Origin of the sequence: Streptomyces sp. NPDC006687 (assembly GCF_040636215.1) — a bacterium.
In the GTDB taxonomy this organism is placed as follows: Bacteria; Actinomycetota; Actinomycetes; order Streptomycetales; family Streptomycetaceae; genus Streptomyces.
In genome coordinates, this window is record NZ_JBEYJJ010000015.1 from 16052 (window position 1) to 38038 (window position 21987).

At 71.4% G+C, this 21987-nt stretch carries 18 protein-coding genes and 1 pseudogene; 7 read left to right on the forward strand and 12 right to left on the reverse strand.

Annotated features, from left to right (window positions below):
* Positions 1 to 55: 55 nt before the first annotated feature.
* The 3 genes from ABZ716_RS19255 to ABZ716_RS19265 all read right to left on the reverse strand — a co-directional run bounded on the left by ABZ716_RS19255 (position 56) and on the right by ABZ716_RS19265 (position 2926).
* The gene (locus ABZ716_RS19255; protein ID WP_358960272.1) at positions 56 to 1696 is read right to left on the reverse strand and encodes a polyamine aminopropyltransferase; all 1641 of its coding nucleotides are present in this window, start codon (positions 1694 to 1696) and stop codon (positions 56 to 58) included.
* A gap of 182 nt (positions 1697 to 1878) precedes the next feature.
* Positions 1879 to 2397, reverse strand: coding sequence for a DUF2617 family protein (locus ABZ716_RS19260; protein ID WP_358809574.1), 519 nt, complete (start codon positions 2395 to 2397; stop codon positions 1879 to 1881).
* Between the two features lie 382 nt (positions 2398 to 2779).
* Complete coding sequence (locus tag ABZ716_RS19265; RefSeq protein WP_351891835.1) at positions 2780 to 2926, reverse strand: hypothetical protein; 147 nt, start codon at positions 2924 to 2926, stop codon at positions 2780 to 2782.
* Positions 2927 to 3172: 246 nt separating this feature from the next.
* Between ABZ716_RS19265 and ABZ716_RS19270 the strand changes: the two genes are divergently transcribed.
* A complete protein-coding gene (locus ABZ716_RS19270; protein WP_358960275.1) occupies positions 3173 to 4348 on the forward strand; it encodes a pyridoxal phosphate-dependent aminotransferase in 1176 nt (391 codons plus the stop codon).
* An 8-nt stretch (positions 4349 to 4356) separates the two neighbouring features.
* Complete coding sequence (locus tag ABZ716_RS19275; protein ID WP_358960278.1) at positions 4357 to 5511, forward strand: hypothetical protein; 1155 nt, start codon at positions 4357 to 4359, stop codon at positions 5509 to 5511.
* A gap of 12 nt (positions 5512 to 5523) precedes the next feature.
* Here ABZ716_RS19275 and ABZ716_RS19280 read toward each other — a convergent pair whose 3' ends face one another.
* On the reverse strand, positions 5524 to 6063 hold the full coding sequence (locus ABZ716_RS19280; RefSeq protein WP_358960280.1) for a YbjN domain-containing protein: 540 nt from the start codon (positions 6061 to 6063) through the stop codon (positions 5524 to 5526).
* Between the two features lie 121 nt (positions 6064 to 6184).
* Entirely contained in the window at positions 6185 to 8776 is a 2592-nt protein-coding gene (clpB, locus tag ABZ716_RS19285) for an ATP-dependent chaperone ClpB (RefSeq protein ID WP_358960283.1), read from the reverse strand.
* Between the two features lie 111 nt (positions 8777 to 8887).
* Between clpB and ABZ716_RS19290 the strand changes: the two genes are divergently transcribed.
* A complete protein-coding gene (locus tag ABZ716_RS19290; protein WP_358960287.1) occupies positions 8888 to 9319 on the forward strand; it encodes a TIGR03618 family F420-dependent PPOX class oxidoreductase in 432 nt (143 codons plus the stop codon).
* A 174-nt stretch (positions 9320 to 9493) separates the two neighbouring features.
* Here ABZ716_RS19290 and ABZ716_RS19295 read toward each other — a convergent pair whose 3' ends face one another.
* On the reverse strand, positions 9494 to 9808 hold the full coding sequence (locus tag ABZ716_RS19295) for a (2Fe-2S)-binding protein (protein WP_042820115.1): 315 nt from the start codon (positions 9806 to 9808) through the stop codon (positions 9494 to 9496).
* A 282-nt stretch (positions 9809 to 10090) separates the two neighbouring features.
* Between ABZ716_RS19295 and ABZ716_RS19300 the strand changes: the two genes are divergently transcribed.
* Positions 10091 to 11158: a helix-turn-helix transcriptional regulator gene (locus ABZ716_RS19300; RefSeq protein ID WP_358809578.1), complete on the forward strand. Its 1068-nt coding sequence runs from the start codon at positions 10091 to 10093 to the stop codon at positions 11156 to 11158.
* An 89-nt stretch (positions 11159 to 11247) separates the two neighbouring features.
* On the opposite strand, the gene ABZ716_RS19305 is transcribed toward ABZ716_RS19300, so the two are convergent.
* The 4 genes from ABZ716_RS19305 to dnaK are packed head-to-tail and all read right to left on the reverse strand — an operon-like array spanning position 11248 to position 15429.
* Positions 11248 to 11712: a helix-turn-helix domain-containing protein gene (locus ABZ716_RS19305; protein WP_351891851.1), complete on the reverse strand. Its 465-nt coding sequence runs from the start codon at positions 11710 to 11712 to the stop codon at positions 11248 to 11250.
* A gap of 1 nt (position 11713) precedes the next feature.
* Entirely contained in the window at positions 11714 to 12889 is a 1176-nt protein-coding gene (dnaJ, locus tag ABZ716_RS19310) for a molecular chaperone DnaJ (RefSeq protein WP_358809579.1), read from the reverse strand.
* A gap of 39 nt (positions 12890 to 12928) precedes the next feature.
* Positions 12929 to 13585: a nucleotide exchange factor GrpE gene (gene grpE, locus ABZ716_RS19315; protein ID WP_358960290.1), complete on the reverse strand. Its 657-nt coding sequence runs from the start codon at positions 13583 to 13585 to the stop codon at positions 12929 to 12931.
* On the reverse strand, positions 13585 to 15429 hold the full coding sequence (gene dnaK / locus ABZ716_RS19320; RefSeq protein ID WP_358809581.1) for a molecular chaperone DnaK: 1845 nt from the start codon (positions 15427 to 15429) through the stop codon (positions 13585 to 13587). The genes grpE and dnaK overlap by 1 nt, the downstream gene beginning before the upstream one ends.
* A gap of 517 nt (positions 15430 to 15946) precedes the next feature.
* On the opposite strand from dnaK, the gene ABZ716_RS19325 reads away from it, so the two are divergent.
* From ABZ716_RS19325 to ABZ716_RS19335, 3 genes and pseudogenes are all read left to right on the forward strand, one after another.
* Entirely contained in the window at positions 15947 to 16480 is a 534-nt protein-coding gene (locus tag ABZ716_RS19325; protein ID WP_358960292.1) for a sugar transferase, read from the forward strand.
* Between the two features lie 110 nt (positions 16481 to 16590).
* Positions 16591 to 18807, forward strand: a pseudogene (locus ABZ716_RS19330) ((Fe-S)-binding protein); the annotation flags it as partial.
* A gap of 980 nt (positions 18808 to 19787) precedes the next feature.
* Complete coding sequence (locus ABZ716_RS19335; protein ID WP_358960295.1) at positions 19788 to 20708, forward strand: Yip1 family protein; 921 nt, start codon at positions 19788 to 19790, stop codon at positions 20706 to 20708.
* Between the two features lie 75 nt (positions 20709 to 20783).
* Here ABZ716_RS19335 and ABZ716_RS19340 read toward each other — a convergent pair whose 3' ends face one another.
* The gene (locus ABZ716_RS19340) at positions 20784 to 21281 is read right to left on the reverse strand and encodes a phosphoribosyltransferase (protein ID WP_358809584.1); all 498 of its coding nucleotides are present in this window, start codon (positions 21279 to 21281) and stop codon (positions 20784 to 20786) included.
* The gene (gene dcd / locus ABZ716_RS19345; RefSeq protein WP_054221687.1) at positions 21278 to 21865 is read right to left on the reverse strand and encodes a dCTP deaminase; all 588 of its coding nucleotides are present in this window, start codon (positions 21863 to 21865) and stop codon (positions 21278 to 21280) included. Before dcd ends, ABZ716_RS19340 begins: the two co-directional genes overlap by 4 nt.
* Positions 21866 to 21987 lie beyond the last annotated feature (122 nt).

The window sequence follows — 21987 nt, forward strand, 5'->3', positions numbered from 1 at the left end:
CTACCGACGAGAGCCGCCCGTGCCCACGGACGCGACGCACCGGGAGCGGGACGACCTAGGAGTAGCGCGGATGCGGCAGGGTGGAGGGCGGCAGGCCGGGCAGCCGGGTGCGGGACGCGTCCCGGGCGGCGTCCTGGAGGCCCCGGGTGGACACCGCGCGCAGGGCGGGCGCGTCCCGGTCCACCCGCAGCTCGGGCACCCGGTCGCGGGCGGCGAGGACGAAGCCCCAGTCCTGCGGCGGGGCGTCGGCCGCGCCGAGGGTGCGGTCGGGCCCGGCGGTGAAGCCCGAGAGGCGTCCGCCCGCACTGTAGGGGGTGGTGAGCAGGCCGGCGGCGCGCAGGGTGGCCTCGACCGTCCAGTACGTACGGGGCCGCGTGCTCAGCGGCCCGGCATGGACGGCGATGCGCCCGCCCGGCTTCAGCGCCCGCGCGGCCAGCCCGTAGAACTCCTGCGAGTACAGCTTGGTGCTCGGGGTGATGCCCGGGTCGGGGAGGTCGGAGACGATCACGTCGAACCGGTCGCGGGCTGCGGGCCCGCGCAGCCAGCGGAAGGCGTCCTGGGAGACGACGCCCAGGCGGGGGTCCTCGTAGGCGCGGCCGTTGAGGGCGGAGAGCATCGGGTCGGTGCGGGCGAGCCTGACCACCCCGGGGTCGAGCTCGACGACGGTGACGGAGGTGACGTCGGGGTAGCGCAGCACCTCGCGGGCGGCGAGCCCGTCACCCCCGCCGAGGACCAGGACCCGGGCGTGCGGGCCGGTCATCGCGGGGTGGACCAGGGCTTCGTGGTAGCGGTACTCGTCGTAGCCGCTGACCCGCAGCCGCCCGTCGAGGTAGAGGTCGAGGGTGCGTGGGGAGCCGGTGGAGGGGCCGGTCATGACGAGCTCCTGGACCCCGGTCTGCACCGCGACCCGTACCTCCCCGCCGTAGACGGCGGTACGCGCGACCCGCTCGAAGTCGTCGGCGAGCAGCGCCGCGCAGGCGAGCCCGGCGAGCACGGCGGCGTTGACCGTGAGCAGCAGCCAGCGACGGCGCCGGCTGAGGTCGTGGTGGAACAGCCACAGGACCAGCCCCCCGCCGGCGACCGCATTGACCGTGCCGGTGAGCATCGCCCCGGTGAGCTGCCCGAGGACGGGCAGCAGCAGGAAGGGAAAGGCGAGCCCGCCGACGAGCGCGCCCACGTAGTCGGCGGCGAACAGGTCGGCGACGGCCCCGCCCGCGTCCTGCCGGCGGATGCGCTGGATGAGGACCATCAGCAGCGGGATCTCCGCCCCGATCAGCACCCCGATGGCGAAGGAGAACGCGACCAGCGCCGGACGGGATTCGCCCAGCCAGGCGAAGCTCGCGTAGAGGGCCATGGCGGAGAAGCCGCCCAGCAGGGCGAGCGCGGCCTCGATGGCGGCGAAGCCGAAGGCGGGCCGGGCGCGCAGCCGTTTGGCGAGGAGTGAGCCGACGCCCATCGCGAAGACCATGACGGACAGCACGACGGACGCCTGGGTGACGGAGTCACCGATGAGGTACGAGCCGAGGGCGACCAGCTCCAGCTCGTACACCAGCCCGCAGGCGGCGCAGACGAACACCGTGGCCAGGACGAGGAGTCGGCCGGTCCGGGGCTGTACGGGCAGGGCGGCCGGAACGGTCTGCACGCCCCGCGGCTCCGCCGCCGGGAGCACCCCGCGGGGGGCGGAACGGTCGATCATGCAGCGAACCGTACGTCACCACCCATGGACACCCTGTCACCCACATGGGTGCAAGTAGGGTGCCGATTCCGCCAGTTGGCGCAATCATGCACCCAACCGGCCCGCACGGAACCAGCCCTGTGAACGAGTCACGGAAACGACCTCTGGGAACGAGCTCCGGCAACGAGCCCCGGCAACGGCCCCTAGGCCGCCGCCCCCATCCGCACGCCCACCCGGGTACGGGTGGCCACCAGCTGGCCCTCCTGCGGATAGGCGTGCCAGGTACGCCAGCGCACCTGCCCCTCGTACCGCTGCGCCAGCATCGCGGTGAAGGCGTGCGGATCGCCCGGGAAGGTGCCCGCGAGGCCGTTCGGGTGATCCGCGACCAGGGCCAGCAGTTCCTGGGCCCGCCCCGCGAACGAGCCGTGCGAGAGGGTCTCGACGCGCGCGGCGAACTCGTACTCCCAGTCCCCCACCCGCTTCGCCACGCCCAGCGGCAGCGGCGTGCGGCTGCCGGGCATGCAGGCGACCGTCTCCGAGCAGAGCACCTCCCCCTCCTCCAGGAGCACCTGGTGGGAGGCCCCGAGCAGGCGCAACTCCACCTTCGCCCCCTGGAGCTGGAGGTTCAGTACGGCCAGGGCGGGCAGCCGGTCCCGTCCCAGGGCCCAGGCGAGATCGGAGGCACGCGTGTCGGTGTAGGTGGTCTGGAGGGTCGTGAGCATGAGTCGGCTCCGCAAACGCGCGAGGGAGAGGGGCCGGGGCCCGCCAGCGGTGTTCAACGGGTGGGGGGATACCGGCACGGGTCCACAGGGAGTCCAGGGAGGTCCTCCGTGGACTGATCTACTCGACCGAGGGAATCATGAAAGGCACGGCACTCACAGCGCTTTTACCCAACTTGAAGGGGTTTACATCCCCCCGGGGGCTACCCGGTTCACGTGTTCAACAACAGGCCATCCGTACGGGCCTCGTACAGACGCGCACGGACGCGTACGGCTTCGTACGCACCCGAACAGCAAGACGCCCGAACGAAGTTGTCCCCGCCGGGCGCGCTGTCCACGCGGCGGCCCCCGGGGCGGTCCACGCGACGGCCGCCTCCGCCGCGTGTCACCGCTCCAGTGTCAGCTCCCCCCGCACCCGCCGCCACCGCAGGAGGAACCGCAGGACGAACCGCAGGAGGAGGAAGAGGAACCGCACGAGGAGGAGGAGCCGCAGGAGGAACCGCCGGAGGACGAGCCCCCGCCGCCCGCCCACCAGCTGCTGCCGGAGCCCCCGCTGCCGGATCCGCCGCGACCGGAGAACTTCGTCGCGACCCAGATCACCACCGCGGCGATCCCCCCGACCACCAGCAAGACGACGACCATGTCACCGCCCCTTTCTGACACCCCGGTCCCCCGGGGGGCGGGATCCCCGCGTCCCGCGTGGAGGGGGGATGCCCTCGGGCCGGATCCGCCAAAGCACACTTGAGCAACTCCAGAGGTTGCCCGCAGGATGGCGCCCATGACCGCACCCGTGAGCAGCGACCGTCCGTTCCTCAACCGCCGTCTGGCCGCCTTCGGCACCACGATCTTCGCGGAGATGTCGGCCCTGGCCGCCCGCACCGGGTCGATCAACCTGGGCCAGGGCTTCCCCGACACCGACGGCCCCGCCGAGATCGCCGAGGCGGCCGTCCGGGCGATCCGCGACGGCCGCGGCAACCAGTACCCGCCGGGCCCGGGCGTCCCCGAGCTGCGCACGGCGATCGCCGCCCACCAGCAGCGCTTCTACGGCCTCGGCTACGACCCCGACACGGAGGTGCTGGTCACCGCCGGCGCCACGGAGGCCATCGCCGCCGCCCTCCTCGCCCTGCTCGAACCGGGCGACGAGGTCATCGCCCTGGAGCCGTTCTACGACTCCTACGCCGCCTGCATCGCCATGGCCGGCGGCGTCCGCGTCCCGCTCACCCTGCGCGCCCCGGACTTCCGCCCCGACCTCGACGCCCTGCGCGACGCGGTCACCCCCCGCACCCGCCTGCTCCTGCTCAACACCCCGCACAACCCCACGGGCACCGTCCTGACCGCTGACGAACTCGCCGCCGTCGCCGAACTGGCCGTCGAGCGGGATCTGCTCGTCGTCACCGACGAGGTGTACGAGCACCTGGTGTTCGAGGGCGGCCACGTCCCGCTCGCCTCCCTGCCCGGGATGCGCGAGCGCACCGTCACCATCTCCTCCGCGGGCAAGACCTTCTCCTTCACCGGCTGGAAGGTCGGCTGGATCACCGCCCCGCCCGCGCTGGTCTCGGCCGTCCGCTCGGCGAAGCAGTTCCTCACCTACGTCTCCTCCGGCCCCTTCCAGTACGCCGTCGCCGAGGCCCTCGCCCTCCCCGACAGCTACTACGACACCTTCCGCGCCGACCTCGCCGCCAAGCGCGACCTGCTCACCGAGGGACTCACCGCCGCCGGACTGCGGGTCTTCCGCCCCCAGGGCACCTACTTCATCACCACCGACATCTCCCCCCTGGGCGAGAAGGACGGCCTGGCCTTCTGCCGCGCCCTGCCCGAGCGCTGCGGGGTGGTCGCGATCCCCAACCAGGTCTTCTACGACGACCAGGAGGCCGGAGCCACCCAGGTCCGCTGGGCCTTCTGCAAGCGGACGGAGGTCCTCCGCGAAGCCGTGGAGCGCCTCGGGGCGCTGTAGGCCCGGCCATGGGCGTCACGACGGGACGGACCCCGCCCGCCGCCCCCGCGCGGGCCGCCGTCCGAAGACCGGGGACGGTCCGGCCGGCCGGGCGCGCGCTCGCGGTGTTCGCCGCCGTGCGCGGGGCCGGGGTCCTGGTGATCGCCGCCGGGGCCTGGTGGGCCGGGCGGGATCCGGTCAAGGTGCTCGGCGGCTCCTGGGACTCCTTCTGGTACCTCTCCCTCGCCGCCCACGGCTACGGCCGCACCCAGATGTGGCCCGCCTCCCACTCCATCCAGAGCGACTACGCCTTCTTCCCGCTCTACCCCCTGCTGACGCACCTCCTCGGCGGTGGCCCCGTCGCCGGGCTCGCGGTGGCCTGGACGGCCGCCGCCGTGGCCGCCGCCGGGGTGTACCGGGTCGGGGAGCGGCTGCTGGGGGCGCGGGCCGGGGTGCTGCTCGTCGCGCTGTGGGCCTCGCTGCCGCACGCGGTGGTGCTGACCCTCGGCTACACCGAGCCGCTGCTGTGCGCGCTGGCCGCCTGGGCCCTGTACGCCCTGCTGCGCGGGCGCTGGATGTGGGCGGCGTCCCTGGCGGTGCTGGCCGGGCTGACCCGGCCGACCGGGATCGCCGTGGCCGCCGCCGTGACCCTGCCGGCCCTGCGCGAGCTGCTGCGGGGCGACCGCAGGCCCGCCGTGTGGGGGGCCGGGCTGCTGGCGCCCGCGGGCTGGGCGGCGTACGTGGCGGCCGTCGGGGCGCACCGGCACGAGGTGCTCGGCTACTTCACCGTCCAGCGGCAGTGGGGCTCGCGCTTCGACTTCGGCGCGGGGACGGTCCGGGTGGTGGACCGGGTGCTGACCGGCGGGACCGTCACCGTCCCGGTGGCCGTCGCGGTGGCCGCGCTGGCCGTGGCGGCCCTGCTGGCGGTGCTCCTGCTGCTGGACCGGGCGCCGCTGCCGCTGCTCGTCTACTGCGCCACGCTGCTGGTGATCACCGTCGGCGGGGCGGGGTTCTTCGAGTCGAAGCCGCGGTTCCTGCTGCCCGCCTTCCCGCTGCTGCTGCCGCTGGCCGCCGCGACGGCGAGAGCCCGGCCACGCACGGCGGTCGCGGTGACCGCCGGCCTGGCCGGGCTCTCGTACGGCTACGGGGCGTACCTCCTGCTGATGGCGCAGGTGCCCCTCTAGAGCGGGGGACGCCTAGGCGTCGTCTCCGTCGTCGGAGTCCTCGTCGCCCTCCGCGGAGTCGACCTCCTTCTCCAGGCCGAGCTGCTCGACGAGCCACTTGTCGAACTCGATCGACGCGCGGACCCAGCTGACCGTGGAGGACACGAAGTGCTCCAGGCTGACGCCGGTGCCGATCAGCATCTGCGCCTCGCCGATCAGCCGGACGGAGCCGTCGTCGTGCGTGTGGCTGTAGACCTTCGGCCACAGGGTGCGGCGGTTCCAGTCGTCGATCGACTCCAGCAGCTGCGGCTTGTCGTCGATCGCGTGCGGGCGGTCGTAGAAGGTCCGGACGGAGAAGACCTGCTGCTCGCCCTCGCCGCGGAACATGAAGTAGGTGCGGAAGTCCTCCCACGGCGCCGCGAGGTCACCCTCGTCGTCGACGACGTACTTGAGCTCCATCTGCTCCAGGAGCTGCTTCACCAGATCCTGGTCGGGGACGACGGGGCCCGCCGGTCCCCCCTGGGGTTCGGGCTGCCCCCCGAAGTTCGGAATCGAGGCCGGGTCGATGCTCACCGTGTACTTCCCTTCGTGCGGATACAGCCATCCTCCACCATCGCTCCCACCCCGTGTCCAGCCCCGCACCCCCGATCCGCTCCGGGCGGACACGGGGGCGCGGCGGTCCTTACCGGGCTCCCTACAGGGCCCGGCCGACCAGGAGGTCCTCGCCGGCCACGTCGACGCGGACGGTGTCGCCGTCCCTGATCTCGCCGGACAGGATCTCCTTGGCCAGCCGGTCGCCCACCGCCGTCTGGATGAGGCGGCGCAGCGGGCGGGCACCGTAGGCCGGGTCGTTGCCCTTGTCGGCCAGCCAGGCCAGGGCCTCGGGCGTGACGTCCAGGCTGAGGCGGCGGTCGGCGAGGCGCTTGGCGAGGCGGGAGATCTGCAGCTCGGCGATGTGCGTCAGCTCGTCCCGGGTGAGGGCGGAGAAGACGACGAGGTCGTCGAGGCGGTTGAGGAACTCCGGCTTGAAGCTCGCCCGGACCACCTCCAGCACCCGGGCCTTCTTGTCCTCGGCGGAGACCGAGGGGTCGACCAGGAACTGGCTGCCCAGGTTGGAGGTCAGGATCAGGATGGTGTTGCGGAAGTCGACGGTGCGGCCCTGGCCGTCGGTGAGGCGGCCGTCGTCGAGCACCTGGAGCAGGATGTCGAAGACCTCGGGATGGGCCTTCTCCACCTCGTCCAGCAGCACCACGCTGTACGGGCGGCGCCGGACGGCCTCGGTGAGCTGGCCGCCCTCCTCGTAGCCGACGTAGCCGGGCGGGGCGCCGACGAGCCGGGCCACGCTGTGCTTCTCGGAGTACTCGGACATGTCGATGCGGACCATGGCCCGCTCGTCGTCGAAGAGGAAGTCCGCCAGGGCCTTGGCCAGCTCGGTCTTGCCCACGCCCGTGGGGCCCAGGAAGAGGAACGAGCCGGTCGGCCGGTCCGGGTCGGCGATGCCGGCGCGGGTGCGGCGCACGGCGTCGGAGACGGCCCGTACGGCCTCGGTCTGGCCGATCAGGCGGCGTCCCAGCTCCTCCTCCATCCGCAGGAGCTTCTGGGTCTCCCCCTCCAGGAGGCGGCCGGCCGGGATACCGGTCCAGGCGGCGACCACGTCGGCGATGTCGTCGGGGCCGACCTCGTCCTTGACCATGCTGTCCTTCACGGGACCGGCCTTGGCCTCCTCCTCGGTGGCCTCGGCCAGCTCGCGCTCCAGCGCGGGGATCTCCCCGTAGAGCAGCTTGGAGGCGGAGTCGAAGTCTCCGTCGCGCTGGGCGCGCTCGGCCTGGCCGCGCAGGTCGTCCAGGCGCTCCTTGAGCTCGCCGACGCGGTTGAGGGACTGCTTCTCCTTCTCCCAGCGGGCGGTGAGCCCGCGCAGCTCCTCCTCCTTGTCGGCCAGGTCCTTGCGCAGCTTCTCCAGCCGCTCGACCGAGGCCGGGTCGGACTCGTTCTTCAGCGCGAGCTCCTCCATGCGCAGCCGGTCGACGGCGCGCTGGAGCTCGTCGATCTCCAGCGGGGAGGAGTCGATCTCCATGCGCAGCCGGGAGGCTGACTCGTCGACGAGGTCGATGGCCTTGTCGGGCAGGAAGCGGGAGGTGATGTAGCGGTCGGAGAGGGTGGCGGCGGCGACGAGGGCGCTGTCGTTGATGACCACCTTGTGGTGGGCCTCGTAACGGCCCTTGAGGCCGCGCAGGATCGCGATGGTGTCCTCGACGGTGGGTTCGGCGACCAGCACCTGCTGGAAGCGGCGCTCCAGCGCCGGGTCCTTCTCGATTCGCTCGCGGTACTCGTCGAGGGTGGTGGCGCCGACCATGCGCAGCTCGCCCCGGGCCAGCATGGGCTTGAGCATGTTGCCCGCGTCCATGGCGGAGTCCCCGCCGGCGCCGGCGCCGACGACGGTGTGCAGCTCGTCGATGAAGGTGATGATCTGCCCCTCGCTCGACTTGATCTCGGCGAGGACGGTCTTGAGGCGCTCTTCGAACTCGCCCCGGTACTTCGCGCCGGCGACCATCGCGCCGAGGTCGAGGGCGACGAGCCGCTTGTTCTTCAGGGACTCGGGGACGTCACCCTTGACGATGCGCTGGGCCAGGCCCTCCACGACGGCGGTCTTGCCGACGCCGGGCTCGCCGATGAGCACCGGGTTGTTCTTCGTACGGCGCGACAGGACCTGGACGACGCGCCGGATCTCGTGGTCGCGGCCGATGACGGGGTCGAGCTTGCCCTCGCGGGCGGCTGCCGTGAAGTCGGTGCCGAACTTCTCCAGGGCCTTGTACTGGCCCTCCGGGTCGGGGGTGGTCACCCGCCGTCCTCCTCGTGCGTTCTCGAAGGCGGCCAGCAGCTTCTTCGCGGTCGCGCCCTGGGCGGAAAGGACCTCACCCGCGGCGCCGCCCTTGGCGGCGACCGCGATGAGGAGGTGCTCGGTCGAGAGGTAGTCGTCGCCCAGGGCCTTCGCCTGGGAGTCGGCCTCGGCGAGGACGGCGAGCAGGTCGCGGCTGGGCTGCGGGGGCGCGACCGTGGAACCGGTCACGCTGGGCAGGGCGGCGAGAAGCCGCTCGGCTCCGGCGCGTACGGCGGCCTGGTCGGCCTCGGTCGCGGCGAGCAGGTCGGTGATGTTCTCGTTGTCCTCGCCGGCGAGCAGGGCCAGCAGCAGGTGCGCGGGGGTCAGGTCGGCGTGACCGTCCTTGACGGCCCTGCTCGTGGCCGCGTTCAGCGCGTCACGGCTCTTGTTGGTCAGCTCGGCGTCCACTGTCGGTTCTCCTCTCCGGCGGGGCTGGGGCAACTCTGACTGGTTCAGCGTCCGTAAAGTTGAGTCTATTCCACTCAAGGCTGCTTCGGGGCCCACACCTATGCTCGGAGCATGCCTGCCACACCTGCCGCCAACGCACCGGCCCACGACGTACTCAACCCCACCCCCGCCTACCTCGCCTTCTGGCGGGAGCGGCACCTCTGCACCCTGACCACCCCCCGGCCCGACGGCTCCCCGCACGTGGTGCCGGTGGGGGTGACGTACGACCCCGAGGCCGGGCTCGCCCGGGTGATCAGCAACCGGCACAGCAAGAAGGTGCGCAACGTCCTCGCGGCGCCGGACGGCACGGCGCGGGTGGCGGTCTGCCAGATGGAGGGCCGGCGCTGGGCGACCCTGGAGGGGCGCGCGGTGGTCCGGACGGACGCGGCGTCGGTGGCCGAAGCGGAAGCCCGTTACGCCGAGCGGTACGGGCGGACGCCCTCGCCCAACCCCGACCGGGTGGTCCTGGAGATCACCCTGGACCGGGCGATGGGCCGCGCCTGAGGAAAACGGCCGGATTCGAGCGGTCCTCCAGCAATTCTCAGCGGTTCCTCAGCCGAATGTCCTGTTCGGCCACTGGACGCGGACATCACAACGGCGCCATCGTGGTCAGGTCCACGATGGCGCCGTTGTGTGGGGGTAGCACCTGGAGCGATCTGCAACGACGGGGGAATCGCCTCAGGCACTGCGGGGGGTGGCAGTGGTGATATCGGGTTCGAAGAGCTGGTGATCACGCTGGTCGAGGTTGACGAAGACCATGCCGTACCGCACTTCGCAGCGGACGGGCTGCGGTGCGCCCCGGGGGCGGCGCAGGCAGCGGTAGGCACGGACGTCCTCGTCCTCCTCGCGCACGATGACGATCGGCTGGCCGAACAGGGTGACCATCAGCGAGTCGCCGGCGTAGGGGATAGCCGTGGCGAGGTCGATGAACTGCCAGCCCGAGCGGTAGGCGGAAGCCATCTCGCGCCGGAAGTCGCGGTCGTCGGGGGTCATCAGGCTGCCGTCGCAGGAGTGCTGTTCCAGCCGAAATCGCTTCCGGCGGTCGTCGCGCCGGACAAACTGGAACCGGCCTGAGCGCTGCCCGCGTCCCCATTGACGGCGACGACTGCCCCAAATACCGCGACGGCGGAGAAAACAACGGCAAGCGCCGAGCGAAGCATTCTCTTATACATGGTCGGCTTCGTCCTCACTTGATGGAATCCTCTCCCCCGCACTGTCAGACGATGGCTCATTCAGGCACGTCAGTGCCACAGGGACGATGCATCATGTTCTTACATGTTCAGGACCCTGGGGGGTGGAGATTTGCCCAAGAGCGACATAAACCCGACACATCGCCACCCCATCACGGAGATGTGCACCGAGGGAGCGCGGCTCTACGCGGCGGCCCTGAGCACCGGCCGTGTCGCCCGGGGCGAGGTCGCGAACGCCCCCTGCCTGCTCGAATTCGCCCTCCTGCGGCCCGACCCCGACGACGCGAACCAGCTCCGCGCGGTTCCCCCGTCCATCGCACTGGCCCAGCGGCTCCATCCGCTCGAACGCGAGATCCAGGAGCGCCGGCGCACCGCCGTGGACCTCACCGACGCGTTCGAGCCGTTCCTCACCATCAGCGCGCGCAGCCCCGCCAACACCCACGCCATCACGGTGCTGGAGGGATTCGACCAGATCAACGCCGCCATCGACCTGGCCACCTCCGAGTGCCACACCGAGGCGCTGACCATCCAGCCGGGCGGCGCCCGCCCGACCTTCGTCCTCAGCGAGTCCCTGGAACGCGCCACCCCGATGATCGACCGGGGCGTCAGCATCCGGACGCTCTACCAGCACACGGTCCGGCACAGCCAGGGCACGCTCGCCTACGTGGACCGGATCTCCGTGGGGAAGGTGGAGATCCGCACGCTGGAGGAACTCATCGAGCGTCTCATGATCTTCGACCGGACGGTGGCCTTCATCCCGGCCAGCGATGACCGGAAAGTGGCCCTGGAGCTGCGCCATCCCGGGCTGATCGACTACCTGATCCGGGTCTTCGAGCAGCTGTGGCGCCGGGCCGTCCCGCTGACCGACGAGGTCACGTACACGCACAGCCCGGACGGCATCTCGGGCGTCCAGCGCTCCATCGCGCAGCTCCTCATCGAAGGGCACGTCGACGAGGCCATCGCCCGCCGGCTGGGGATGAACGTCCGCACCTGCCGCGCCCACATCGCCAAGCTCGCCACCGCCCTCGGCAGCGGCAGCCGGGCCCAGCTCGGCTATCTCATCGCCCAGTCCGGCATCCTGCACAGCGACGACGGCGCCCAGGCCGCCACGGGCTGCCGGAGGCCCGCTGAGGGCCTCACGGCGCCCCGCTGAGGGGATTGCCCCGGGAACATGCCGAAGGCCCCGTCCGGACCCCTCAAGGGGGCCCCGACGGGGCCTTCGTCGTCGCTTCCGCGCTCGGGTCAGTCCAGCGGGCGCTTGGGCCGCCAGACGACCAGCGCGCTGCCCGGCTGCGGCTGCTGGTACGGGACCAGGTCGCGCCGGTACGAGGCGTGCACCGCAGCCTCGCGCGCCTGGAGCGCGGCGGCCGCGCCGTCCACCGCGCTGGACAGCTCGGCGACGCGCTGCTGCAGCGCCGCCACCTGGTTCTCCAGCTCGATGATCCGCTTGATGCCCGCCAGGTTGATGCCCTCGTCCTGGGACAGCTGCTGCACCGTGCGCAGCAGCTCGATGTCCCGGGCCGAGTACCGCCGGCCGCGCCCGGCGGTACGGTCCGGGGAGACCAGGCCGAGGCGGTCGTACTGGCGGAGGGTCTGCGGGTGCAGTCCCGAGAGCTGGGCGGCCACCGAGATCACGTAGACCGGTGTCTCGTCGGTCAACTGGTACGCCCCGTCACCGAAACGGGACTGTCGCCGGCGGCCTTCCATGTCAAGCTCCCTTCGCGGACTCGAACAGCAGGGCGCGCGGGTCCTCGGACCCGGTGGCGTCCCGGTACATCTCCAGGGCCTCGCGGGCCTTGTCGGACAGCTCCGCCGGTACCGCGACCTCCACCGTGACGAGCAGGTCGCCGCGGGTGCCGTCCTTGCGGACCGCGCCCTTGCCGCGGGCCCGCATCGTACGGCCCGTCGGGGTGCCCGGGGGCAGCTTCAGCGTGACCGGCGGGCCGCCCAGGGTCGGCACCTTGATCTCGGCGCCCAGGGCCGCCTCCGTGAACGTGACGGGCACGGTCACCGTGAGGTTGTCGCCCTTGCGGCCGAACACCGGGTGGGTGCCGACATGCACGACCACGTAGAGGTCGCCCGCCGGGCCGCCGCGCTCGCCCGGGGCGCCCTTGCCCCGCAGCCGGATCCGCTGGCCGTCCGAGACGCCCGCCGGGATCCGGACCTGCATGGTCCGCGAGGACTTGGCGCGGCCGCTGCCCTTGCACACCTCGCAGGGGTTCTCCGCGATCAGGCCGCGGCCCTTGCAGTCGGCGCAGGGGTCGGTGAGCGAGAAGCCGCCGCCGCTGCCCCGGGAGACCTGCCCGGTGCCGACGCAGGTCGGGCACACGCGCGGCGTGCCGTTCTTGTCACCGGTGCCCGAGCACGCCTTGCAGGGTGCCTGCGAGGACATCCGCAGCGGGACCGTCGCCCCCTCCACGGCCTCCGTGAAGGAGAGGGTCACCTCGGACTCGATGTCCTGGCCGCGGCGCGGCTGGGTGCGGGGGCCCGCACCGGTGCCGGCGCCGCGGTTGAACAGGCCGCCGAAGACGTCGCCCAGGCCGCCGCCGAAGCCGCCCTGGCCGCCGCCCTGGGCGCCCCCGAAGAGGTCGCCCAGGTCGAAGTTGAACGAGCCGCCCCCGCCCGGACCGGGGCGGAAGCCCCCGTTGCCGAACAGGGCGCGGGCCTCGTCGTACTCCTTGCGCCTCTTGGCGTCACCGAGGACGTCGTTCGCCTCGGAGATCTCCTTGAAGCGCTCCTCGGCCGAGGCGTCGCCCTTGTTGGCGTCCGGGTGGAACTCGCGCGCGAGCTTCCGGTACGCCTTCTTGATCTCGGCCTCGGTGGCGTCCTTCGGGACACCGAGGACCTTGTAGTAGTCCTTCTCGACGAAGTCCTTCGTGCTCATCCCCGGTGACCCTCCTTCCGGATCCCTCTCTGGTGTACGTCAGCCCTGCTCGGGGGCATCCGTGTCCTTGTCGGACGGCGTGTCGCCGTCGGCGGACTCGGACTTCGCGGCCGGCGCCGCGCCCGGCTGGGGCTCGGCCACCGCGACCCGCGCGGGGCGGATCGTGCGCTCCCCGATGCGGTACCCCGGCTGGAGGATCGCCACGCAGGTCGTCTCGGTGACGTCCGGCGCGTACGAGTGCATCAGGGCCTCGTGGATCGTCGGGTCGAAGGGCTCGCCCTCCTTGCCGAACTGCTGCAGGCCCATCTTGGCCGCGGCCGTCTCCAGCGACTCGGCCACCGACTTGAAGCCGCCGAGCAGCTCGCCGTGCTCGCGGGCCCGGCCGATGTCGTCCAGCGTCGGCAGGAGCTCCGTCAGCAGGCTCGCGACCGCGATCTCCTTGACGGCGACCCGGTCCCGCTCCACGCGGCGGCGGTAGTTCTGGTACTCGGCCTGGAGGCGCTGGAGGTCCGCGGTGCGCTCGCTGAGCGCGGTACGGGCCTGGTCCAGCTGTGCCAGCAGAGCCGTCTCCTGAGCTGCGTCCCCGGCCGGGGCCGCCTCGCCCTCCTTGGAGGAGTCGGCGGCCTTCGGCTCGGCGTCGTCGGCGCCGGTGGGGACGTCGGGCTTCTCCTCGAAGCCCGGGGTCTCCTCCGACATCAGGCAGCGCCGCCCTTCGGCTTGTCCTCGTCGACGATCTCGGCGTCGACGACGTCGTCCTCGGCCTTGGCGTGGCCCGCGTCACCCGCGCCGCCGGCGGCCTGGGCGGCCTGCGCGTCGGCGTAGATGGCCTGGCCCAGCTTCTGGCTGACCGCGGCGAGCTTCTCCGTGGCCGTGCGGATCTCGGCGGTGTCCTCGCCCTTGAGCTTGTCCTTCAGCTCGGTGACGGCCGTCTCGACCTCGGTCTTGACCTCGGCCGGAACCTTCTCCGCGTTGTCCGCGAGGAACTTCTCCGTCTGGTAGACGAGCTGCTCGCCCTGGTTGCGCGACTCGGCGGCCTCGCGGCGGCGGTGGTCCTCCTCCGCGTACTGCTCGGCCTCCTGGCGCATGCGGTCGACCTCGTCCTTGCCGAGCGAGGAGCCGCCGGTGACGGTCATCTTCTGCTCCTTGCCCGTGCCGAGGTCCTTCGCGGTCACGTGCATGATGCCGTTGGCGTCGATGTCGAAGGAGACCTCGATCTGCGGGACGCCGCGCGGGGCCGGCGGCAGGCCCGTCAGCTCGAACATGCCGAGCTTCTTGTTGTACGCCGCGATCTCGCGCTCGCCCTGGTAGACCTGGATCTGCACCGACGGCTGGTTGTCCTCGGCCGTCGTGAAGATCTCCGACCGCTTGGTCGGGATGGTCGTGTTGCGCTCGATGAGCTTGGTCATGATGCCGCCCTTGGTCTCGATGCCCAGGGACAGCGGGGTCACGTCGAGGAGCAGGACGTCCTTGACCTCACCCTTGAGCACACCGGCCTGGAGGGTGGCGCCGATGGCGACGACCTCGTCCGGGTTGACGCCCTTGTTGGCGTCCTGACCGCCGGTGAGCTCCTTGACGAGCTCGGCGACGGCCGGCATACGGGTGGAGCCGCCGACCAGGACCACGTGGTCGATCTCGGACAGGCTGATGCCGGCGTCCTTGATGACGTTGTGGAACGGGGTCTTGCAGCGGTCGAGCAGGTCCGCGGTGAGCTGCTGGAACTGCGAGCGCGTGAGCTTCTCGTCCAGGTGCAGCGGGCCCTCGGCGGAGGCCGTGATGTACGGCAGGTTGATCGTGGTCTCCGTGGAGGAGGACAGCTCGATCTTCGCCTTCTCGGCGGCCTCGCGCAGACGCTGGAGCGCCATCTTGTCCTTGGACAGGTCGACGCCGTGGCCGTTCTGGAACTGCTTCACCAGGTAGTCGACGACGCGCTGGTCCCAGTCGTCACCACCGAGGTGGTTGTCACCGTTGGTGGCCTTGACCTCGACGACACCGTCACCGATCTCCAGCAGGGACACGTCGAAGGTGCCGCCGCCGAGGTCGAAGACGAGAATGGTCTGGTCGTCCTTGTCGAGACCGTAGGCCAGGGCGGCGGCCGTCGGCTCGTTGACGATGCGCAGGACGTTCAGACCGGCGATCTCGCCGGCCTCCTTCGTCGCCTGGCGCTCGGAGTCGTTGAAGTAGGCCGGGACGGTGATGACCGCGTCCGTGACCTTCTCGCCCAGGTACGCCTCGGCGTCGCGCTTCAGCTTCTGCAGGATGAAGGCGCTCATCTGCTGCGGGTTGAAGTCCTTGCCATCCAGGTTGATCTTCCAGTCAGTGCCCATGTGGCGCTTGACGGAGCGGATGGTCCGGTCCACGTTCGTGACCGCCTGGCGCTTGGCCACCTCGCCGACGAGGACCTCGCCGTTCTTGGCGAAGGCGACGACGGACGGCGTGGTCCTGGCGCCCTCGGCGTTGGTGATGACGGTGGGCTCGCCGCCTTCGAGAACGCTGACGACGGAGTTAGTGGTGCCCAGGTCGATGCCGACCGCACGTGCCATTTCGATTCCTCCAGCTGACTTGAGTGGAACAGACTCAAGGATGCCCCAACGCTTCGCCGACGTCAACAGAGCTGAGTCGGGGAGGCTCAACCTTCAGGCTGCGCCTGCGCTCAGGATGGGGTCCGGCGCCGTGGCGCCGCACCCGAACGGGTACCGGGCGCGGGCGGGGGCCGCGCGGCGCCTCGGGGCCCGGGGCGGGGTCCGGCAGCGTGCTGGCATGCCTCTGATGCCGCCCCTGCCCACCCGGCTCACCCGGCAAGCCCGCCCGTCCCGGCCTGCGCGACCCGGGCCCGCCCGGTCCGGGTCCGGGTCGCCCGAGTCCGCGAGGTCCGAGTCCGTCCGGTCCGGGTCCGTCCGGTCCGAGTCCGTCCGGTCCGGGTCCGGTCGTTCCGGGTCCGGTCGTTCCGGGTCCGGCCGGCTCGCCCGGTTCGCGCGGTCCGGCCGGCTTCTGGGGTCCGGCCGGCTCGCCCGGCCGTGGCCGCTCCGGCTCCCGGTCCGGGTCGGGCTTCCGGCCCGGATGCCGGGCCAGGTCCGGGCCGGGGTTCGGCTGCGGTGGCCGGCCCGGCCGCCGGCCAAGCGGGTCTGCGATCTGATCGGCGTGGCGCTGCTGCTCCCACTCTGCGCCGGGCCTGCCCTGCTGGCGGCCGCCGCGCTGTACGGGGCGACCCGCGCGGCCGTCCTCGTACGCGAGCCCGCGCTCGGGCTGGCCGGCCGCCCCTTCCGCACCTGGCGGCTGCGCACCGAGGGGGCCGGCCGCGCCGGGGCCTGGGTGCGGCGGTGCGCCCTGGACGGGGTGCCGCAGCTGCTGAACGTGCTGCGCGGGGAGATGTCGCTGGTCGGCCCGCGCCCCGAGGCCCGTGCGGACCACCCCGAACGCCTGCTCGTACGCCCCGGAATGACCGGATTGTGGCAGGTCGGGGCACGTTCCGACCTCCCCTGGGAGGAGATGGCCCTGCTGGACCGGCAGTATGTGGAGAGTCACTGGCTGGGGATGGACCTCGCGATCCTCGCGAAGACCCCTCGGGCCGCCTGCCGACACAGGCACGCCTGAGCGACACAGATCACCGCTCGCTCACCTACAGCGCGGCGCGGGAAATGGGTAACCTCAAGCCTTGACTCAATAAGTTACCGCTTAGTAAGTCCCGCCCGAGGAGCCCTCCCATGCAACTCGCCGCGATCATCGTGTCGCTGGTCCTGACCGTGGTCGGCGTCGCGCTGCTCGCCCGAGCCGTGGCGCAGATCTACCGGTTCGTGAAACTCGGCCAACCCGTACCGGCGGGCAGTCGTACCGACCGTCCGAAGGAACGAACGATCACCCTGGTCAGGGAGTTCCTCGGCCACACCCGGATGAACCGCTGGGGCATCGTCGGTTTCGCCCACTGGTTCGTCGCGATCGGCTTCCTGACGCTGCCGCCCACCCTGGTGCAGGCGTTCGGCCAGCTCTTCCAGGCCGACTGGCTGCTGCCGATCGTCGGCGACTGGCTGCCCTTCGAGCTCTACACCGAGTTCATCGGCGTGATGACCGTCCTCGGCATCGCCGTCCTGATGGTCATCCGCCTGCTCAACCTTCCCTCGCGGGCCGGTCGCAAGTCCCGCTTCGCGGGCTCGAAGGCGTGGCAGGCGTACTTCGTCGAGTGGGTCATCCTCACCATCGGCATCGCGATCCTGTGCCTGCGCGGCCTGGAAGGCGCGATCCACGGCGTGGACTCGTACGAGCCGGCGTACTTCGCCTCGTACCCGCTGGTCCTCGCCTTCAAGGCGCTGTCCGCCTCCGGCATCCAGAACGCCATCTACTTCACCGCGATGGTGAAGATCAGCGTGTCGTTCATCTGGATGATCACGGTCTCGCTCAACACCAACATGGGCGTGGCCTGGCACCGCTTCCTCGGCTTCCCGAACATCTGGTTCAAGCGCAACGCGGACGGCTCCACCGCCCTGGGCGCGCTCCAGCCGATGACCAGCGGCGGCAAGGAGATCGACTTCGAGGACCCGGGCGAGGACGACGTCTTCGGCGTCTCCCAGGTCGAGCAGTTCTCCTGGAAGGGCATCCTCGACTTCTCCACCTGCACCGAGTGCGGCCGCTGCCAGTCGCAGTGCCCGGCGTGGAACACGGGCAAGCCCCTCTCGCCGAAGCTGCTGATCATGTCGCTGCGCGACCACGCGCACGCCAAGGCCCCGTACCTGCTCGCGGGCGGCGGCAAGACGATGGAGGGCGAGGAGAAGGCCACGGCCGAGCAGCTCGCCGACGTCCCCGCCACCGCCCTGGCGGAGGCGGAGCGCCCGCTGATCGGCACCGCCGAGGAGAACGGCGTCATCGACCCGGACGTGCTGTGGTCCTGCACCACCTGCGGCGCGTGCGTGGAGCAGTGCCCGGTCGACATCGAGCACATCGACCACATCGTCGACATGCGCCGCTACCAGGTGATGATCGAGAGCGCGTTCCCGTCGGAGGCGGGCACGATGCTCAAGAACCTGGAGAAGAAGGGCAACCCCTGGGGTCTGGCCAAGAAGCAGCGCGTGGAGTGGACGAAGGAGGTCGACTTCGAGGTCCCGATCATCGGGAAGGACGCGGAGGACCTCTCGGAGTTCGACTACCTGTACTGGGTCGGCTGCGCGGGCGCCCTGGAGGACCGCGCGAAGAAGACGACGAAGGCGTTCGCCGAGCTGCTGAACATCGCGGGCGTCAAGTTCGCGATCATGGGCGGCGAGGAGAAGTGCACGGGTGACTCGCCGCGCCGCCTGGGCAACGAGCCGCTGTTCCAGCAGCTGGGCCAGGAGAACGTCGCGATGCTGAACATGGCGTTCGGCGAGGACGACGAGGACCCCTCGACCCGTAAGCCGAAGTCGGCGAAGCGCATCGTCTCCACCTGCCCGCACTGCTTCAACACCATCGCGAACGAGTACCCGCAGCTGGGCGGCGAGTACGAGGTCATCCACCACACGCAGCTGCTCCAGCACCTGATCGACGAGGGCCGGCTGACGCCGGTGACGCCGGTCGAGGGCCTGATCACGTACCACGACCCCTGCTACCTGGGCCGCCACAACAAGGTCTACACGCCGCCGCGCGAGATCATGTCCGCCGTGCCGGGGCTGCGCCAGCAGGAGATGCACCGCCACAAGGAGCGCGGCTTCTGCTGCGGCGCGGGCGGTGCGCGGATGTGGATGGAGGAGCGGATCGGCAAGCGCATCAACAACGAGCGCGTGGACGAGGCCCTGTCCCTCAACCCGGACATCGTCTCGACGGCGTGCCCGTTCTGCCTGGTGATGCTGACGGACTCGGTGAACGGCAAGAAGAACGAGGGCCAGGCGAAGGAATCCGTCCAGGTCGTGGACGTGGCCCAGCTCCTCCTGGAGTCGGTGAAGGCGCCGGAACCGACGGAGGAAGAACTGGCGGCCGAAGCCGAGGCCGCTGCCGCAGCGGAGGCCGAAGCCAAGGCCAAGGCGGAAGCCGAGGCGAAGGCGAAGGCCGACGCGGAAGCCAAGGCAGAGGCCGAGGCGAAGGCCAAGGCCGACGCGGAAGCTAAGGCAAAGGCAGAAGCCGAGGCGAAGGCCGAGGTCACCGCCGAGGTTGAGGCTGACGCCGAGGCGAAGCAGGGCGCACCGTCGGAGGCCAAGGCCGAGGCGGCATCCGAGCCGAAGGAAGACGCGGCGGCGAAGCCGACGGCCGAGCCCGACACGGACGCGGACGCCACGCTCGCAGCCGAGGCCGCTCCCGCAACGGCGAGGCCGGAAGCGGAGCCCCAGGCGGAGGCCCCGGCCGACGCGAAGCCGGAGTCCGCGCCCGCGGAGCCGACGACGGCGGCTGCGGCTGCGGCCGAGGCGAAGCCGGCGGCCAAGCCCGCTCCGGCAGCCGAGGCTCCGGCAAAGCCGAAGGCCGAGGCGGAGCCGGCGGCGGAGTCCAAGGCAGACACCGCCGGCGAGGCGGAGCCGAAGGTCACGGCCGAGGCGAAGGCGGAGACCGCGCCCAAGACGGAGTCCGCGCCTGCGGAGACGACGGCGGCTGCGGCCGAGGCGAAGCCGGCGGCCAAGCCCGCTCCGGCAGCCGAGGCTCCGGCAAAGCCGAAGGCCGAGGCGGAGCCGAAGGCGGACGCCATCGGCGAGGCGGAGCCGAAGGCCAAGGCAGAGGCGGCCGAGCCCAAGGCGGACGCCACAGCCGAAGCGGAGGCGGAGGCCGAGGGCGCCAAGTAGGCGTCGTAGCGCCGCAGTAGGAACGGCCGGTTCCCCTCAGGGGGGACCGGCCGTTGCCGTATCCCACGGCACCCCCGACGCCCCCTAGGGGATGTCACAGCTCAGCCGCAAAGGCCCCGATTCCGCCGCCCCGGCCTCCACCGCCCGCGGGACCAGGTACTTTCGATCACGTGGCTGGATTCAGGATCGGACGGGGCCGGGACGACAACCGCCCCCCGCAGCAACCCCCGCACACCCCGCGGCAGCAGCCGTACGGCCGGCAGCAGGCGCCCCAGGCGCCCGCTCAGACGCCGTACGGCCACCAGCCGTACCCGCCCGCGGGCGGCCCGCCACCCCAGCAGCACTGGCCGCAGGCGTCGGGCGGCCACGGGGAGCCGGAGTACTTCGACCCGTACGGCGACGGCCACTCCCAGCACCCCCACCACCCCGCGCCGCATGAGCCCTCGTACGCGGACAACCCGGGCCACACCCAGGCGTTCTCCCTCGGCGAGGACCCGTACGGCCACGCCGCGACCTACCACGCGGGCGCCGCCGCCCCCGCCCCCGCCGGGCCGCGCCTGGGCTGGAAGGCCCTGCTGCGCGGCATCGTCCTGCGGCCCGGGCCCACGTTCCTCCAGATGCGCGACTACGCCGTCTGGGGTCCGGCCCTCACCGTGACCTTCCTCTACGGCATGCTCGCCGTCTTCGGCTTCGACAAAGCCCGTGAGGACGCCATCAAGGCGACCCTCACCCAGGTGATCCCGATCATGCTGAGCACCGGCGTCGCCTTCGTCATCTGCGGCCTCATCCTCGGCGCGGTCACCCACACGCTGGCCCGCCAGCTGGGCGGCGACGGGGCCTGGCAGCCGACCGTCGGCCTGTCGATGCTGGTCATGTCCATCACGGACGCACCCCGCCTGCTGGTGGCGGTCTTCCTGAGCGGCGACAACATGGTCGTCCAGGTCCTGGGCTGGATGACCTGGCTCGCGGCCGGCGCGCTCTTCACCTCGATGGTCAGCAAGTCGCACGACCTGCCCTGGCAGAAGGCGCTGGGCGCGTCCGCGATCCAGCTGGTCGCCCTGCTCTCGATGATCAAACTCGGCACCCTCTGACCGAGTGCCCCGGACACACGAAGGGCCCGCCGCGCACCAGCGCGGCGGGCCCTTCCCCGTCAGCGGGCCGTCACCTCAGGCGTCGAGGATCTGCCCCTCGCGCTTGACCACCGGCGGCTCCGTGGACCACGGGAACTCGATCCAGTCGTCGGTCTTCTTCCACACGTACTCGCACTTCACCAGCGAGTGCGGCTTCTCGTAGATCACCGCGGACCGCACCTCGGCGACGTGGCCCAGGCAGAAGTCGTGCACCAGCTTGAGCGTCTTGCCGGTGTCGGCGACGTCGTCGGCGATCAGCACCTTCTTGGCGGTGAAGTCGATCGCCTCGGGCACCGGCGCCAGCATGACCGGCATCTCCAGGGTGGTGCCCACGCCCGTGTAGAACTCCACGTTCACCAGGTGGATGTTCTTGCAGTCCAGCGCGTAGGCCAGACCGCCCGCGACGAACACCCCGCCCCGGGCGATGCTGAGGATGATGTCCGGCTCGTAGCCGTCGGCGGCGATGGTCTGCGCCAGCTCCCGGACGGCCGCGCCGAACCCCTCGTAGGTCAGCGTCTCGCGTACTTCGCTCATGCCTCGTGCCTCACCTGGGTGCGGTGGAAGTTCTGGAAGGAGCGCGAGGCGGTCGGCCCGCGCTGCCCCTGGTACCTGGAGCCGTACCGCTCACTGCCGTACGGGAACTCCGCGGGCGAGCTGAGCCGGAACATGCACAGCTGCCCGATCTTCATGCCCGGCCAGAGCTTGATCGGCAGGGTGGCGAGGTTCGACAGCTCCAGGGTCACGTGGCCCGAGAACCCCGGGTCGATGAACCCGGCCGTCGAATGCGTCACCAGGCCCAGGCGGCCCAGGCTGGACTTCCCCTCCAGTCTGGAGGCGATGTCGTCGGGGAGCGAGATGACCTCGTACGTCGAGGCGAGCACGAACTCACCCGGGTGCAGGATGAACGCTTCGTCCCCCTCGGGCTCGACCATGCGGGTCAGGTCGGGCTGCTCGACCGCGGGGTCGATGTGCGCGTAGCGGTGGTTCTCGAAGACCCGGAAGAACCGGTCGAGACGCACATCGATGCTGGAGGGCTGCACCATCGACTCGTCGAACGGGTCAATGCGAACCCGTCCGCTGTCGATCTCGGCCCGGATGTCTTTGTCGGAGAGAAGCACGTCCCGAGGATACGCAGAGCGCGCGGGCCGCCCCCAATCGAGAGCGGACCCGCGCGCCCGTCGAGCCGTACGCCGCGGCCCTACCGCTTGACGCCGCCCACGGGCACCGAGTGCCGCAACCG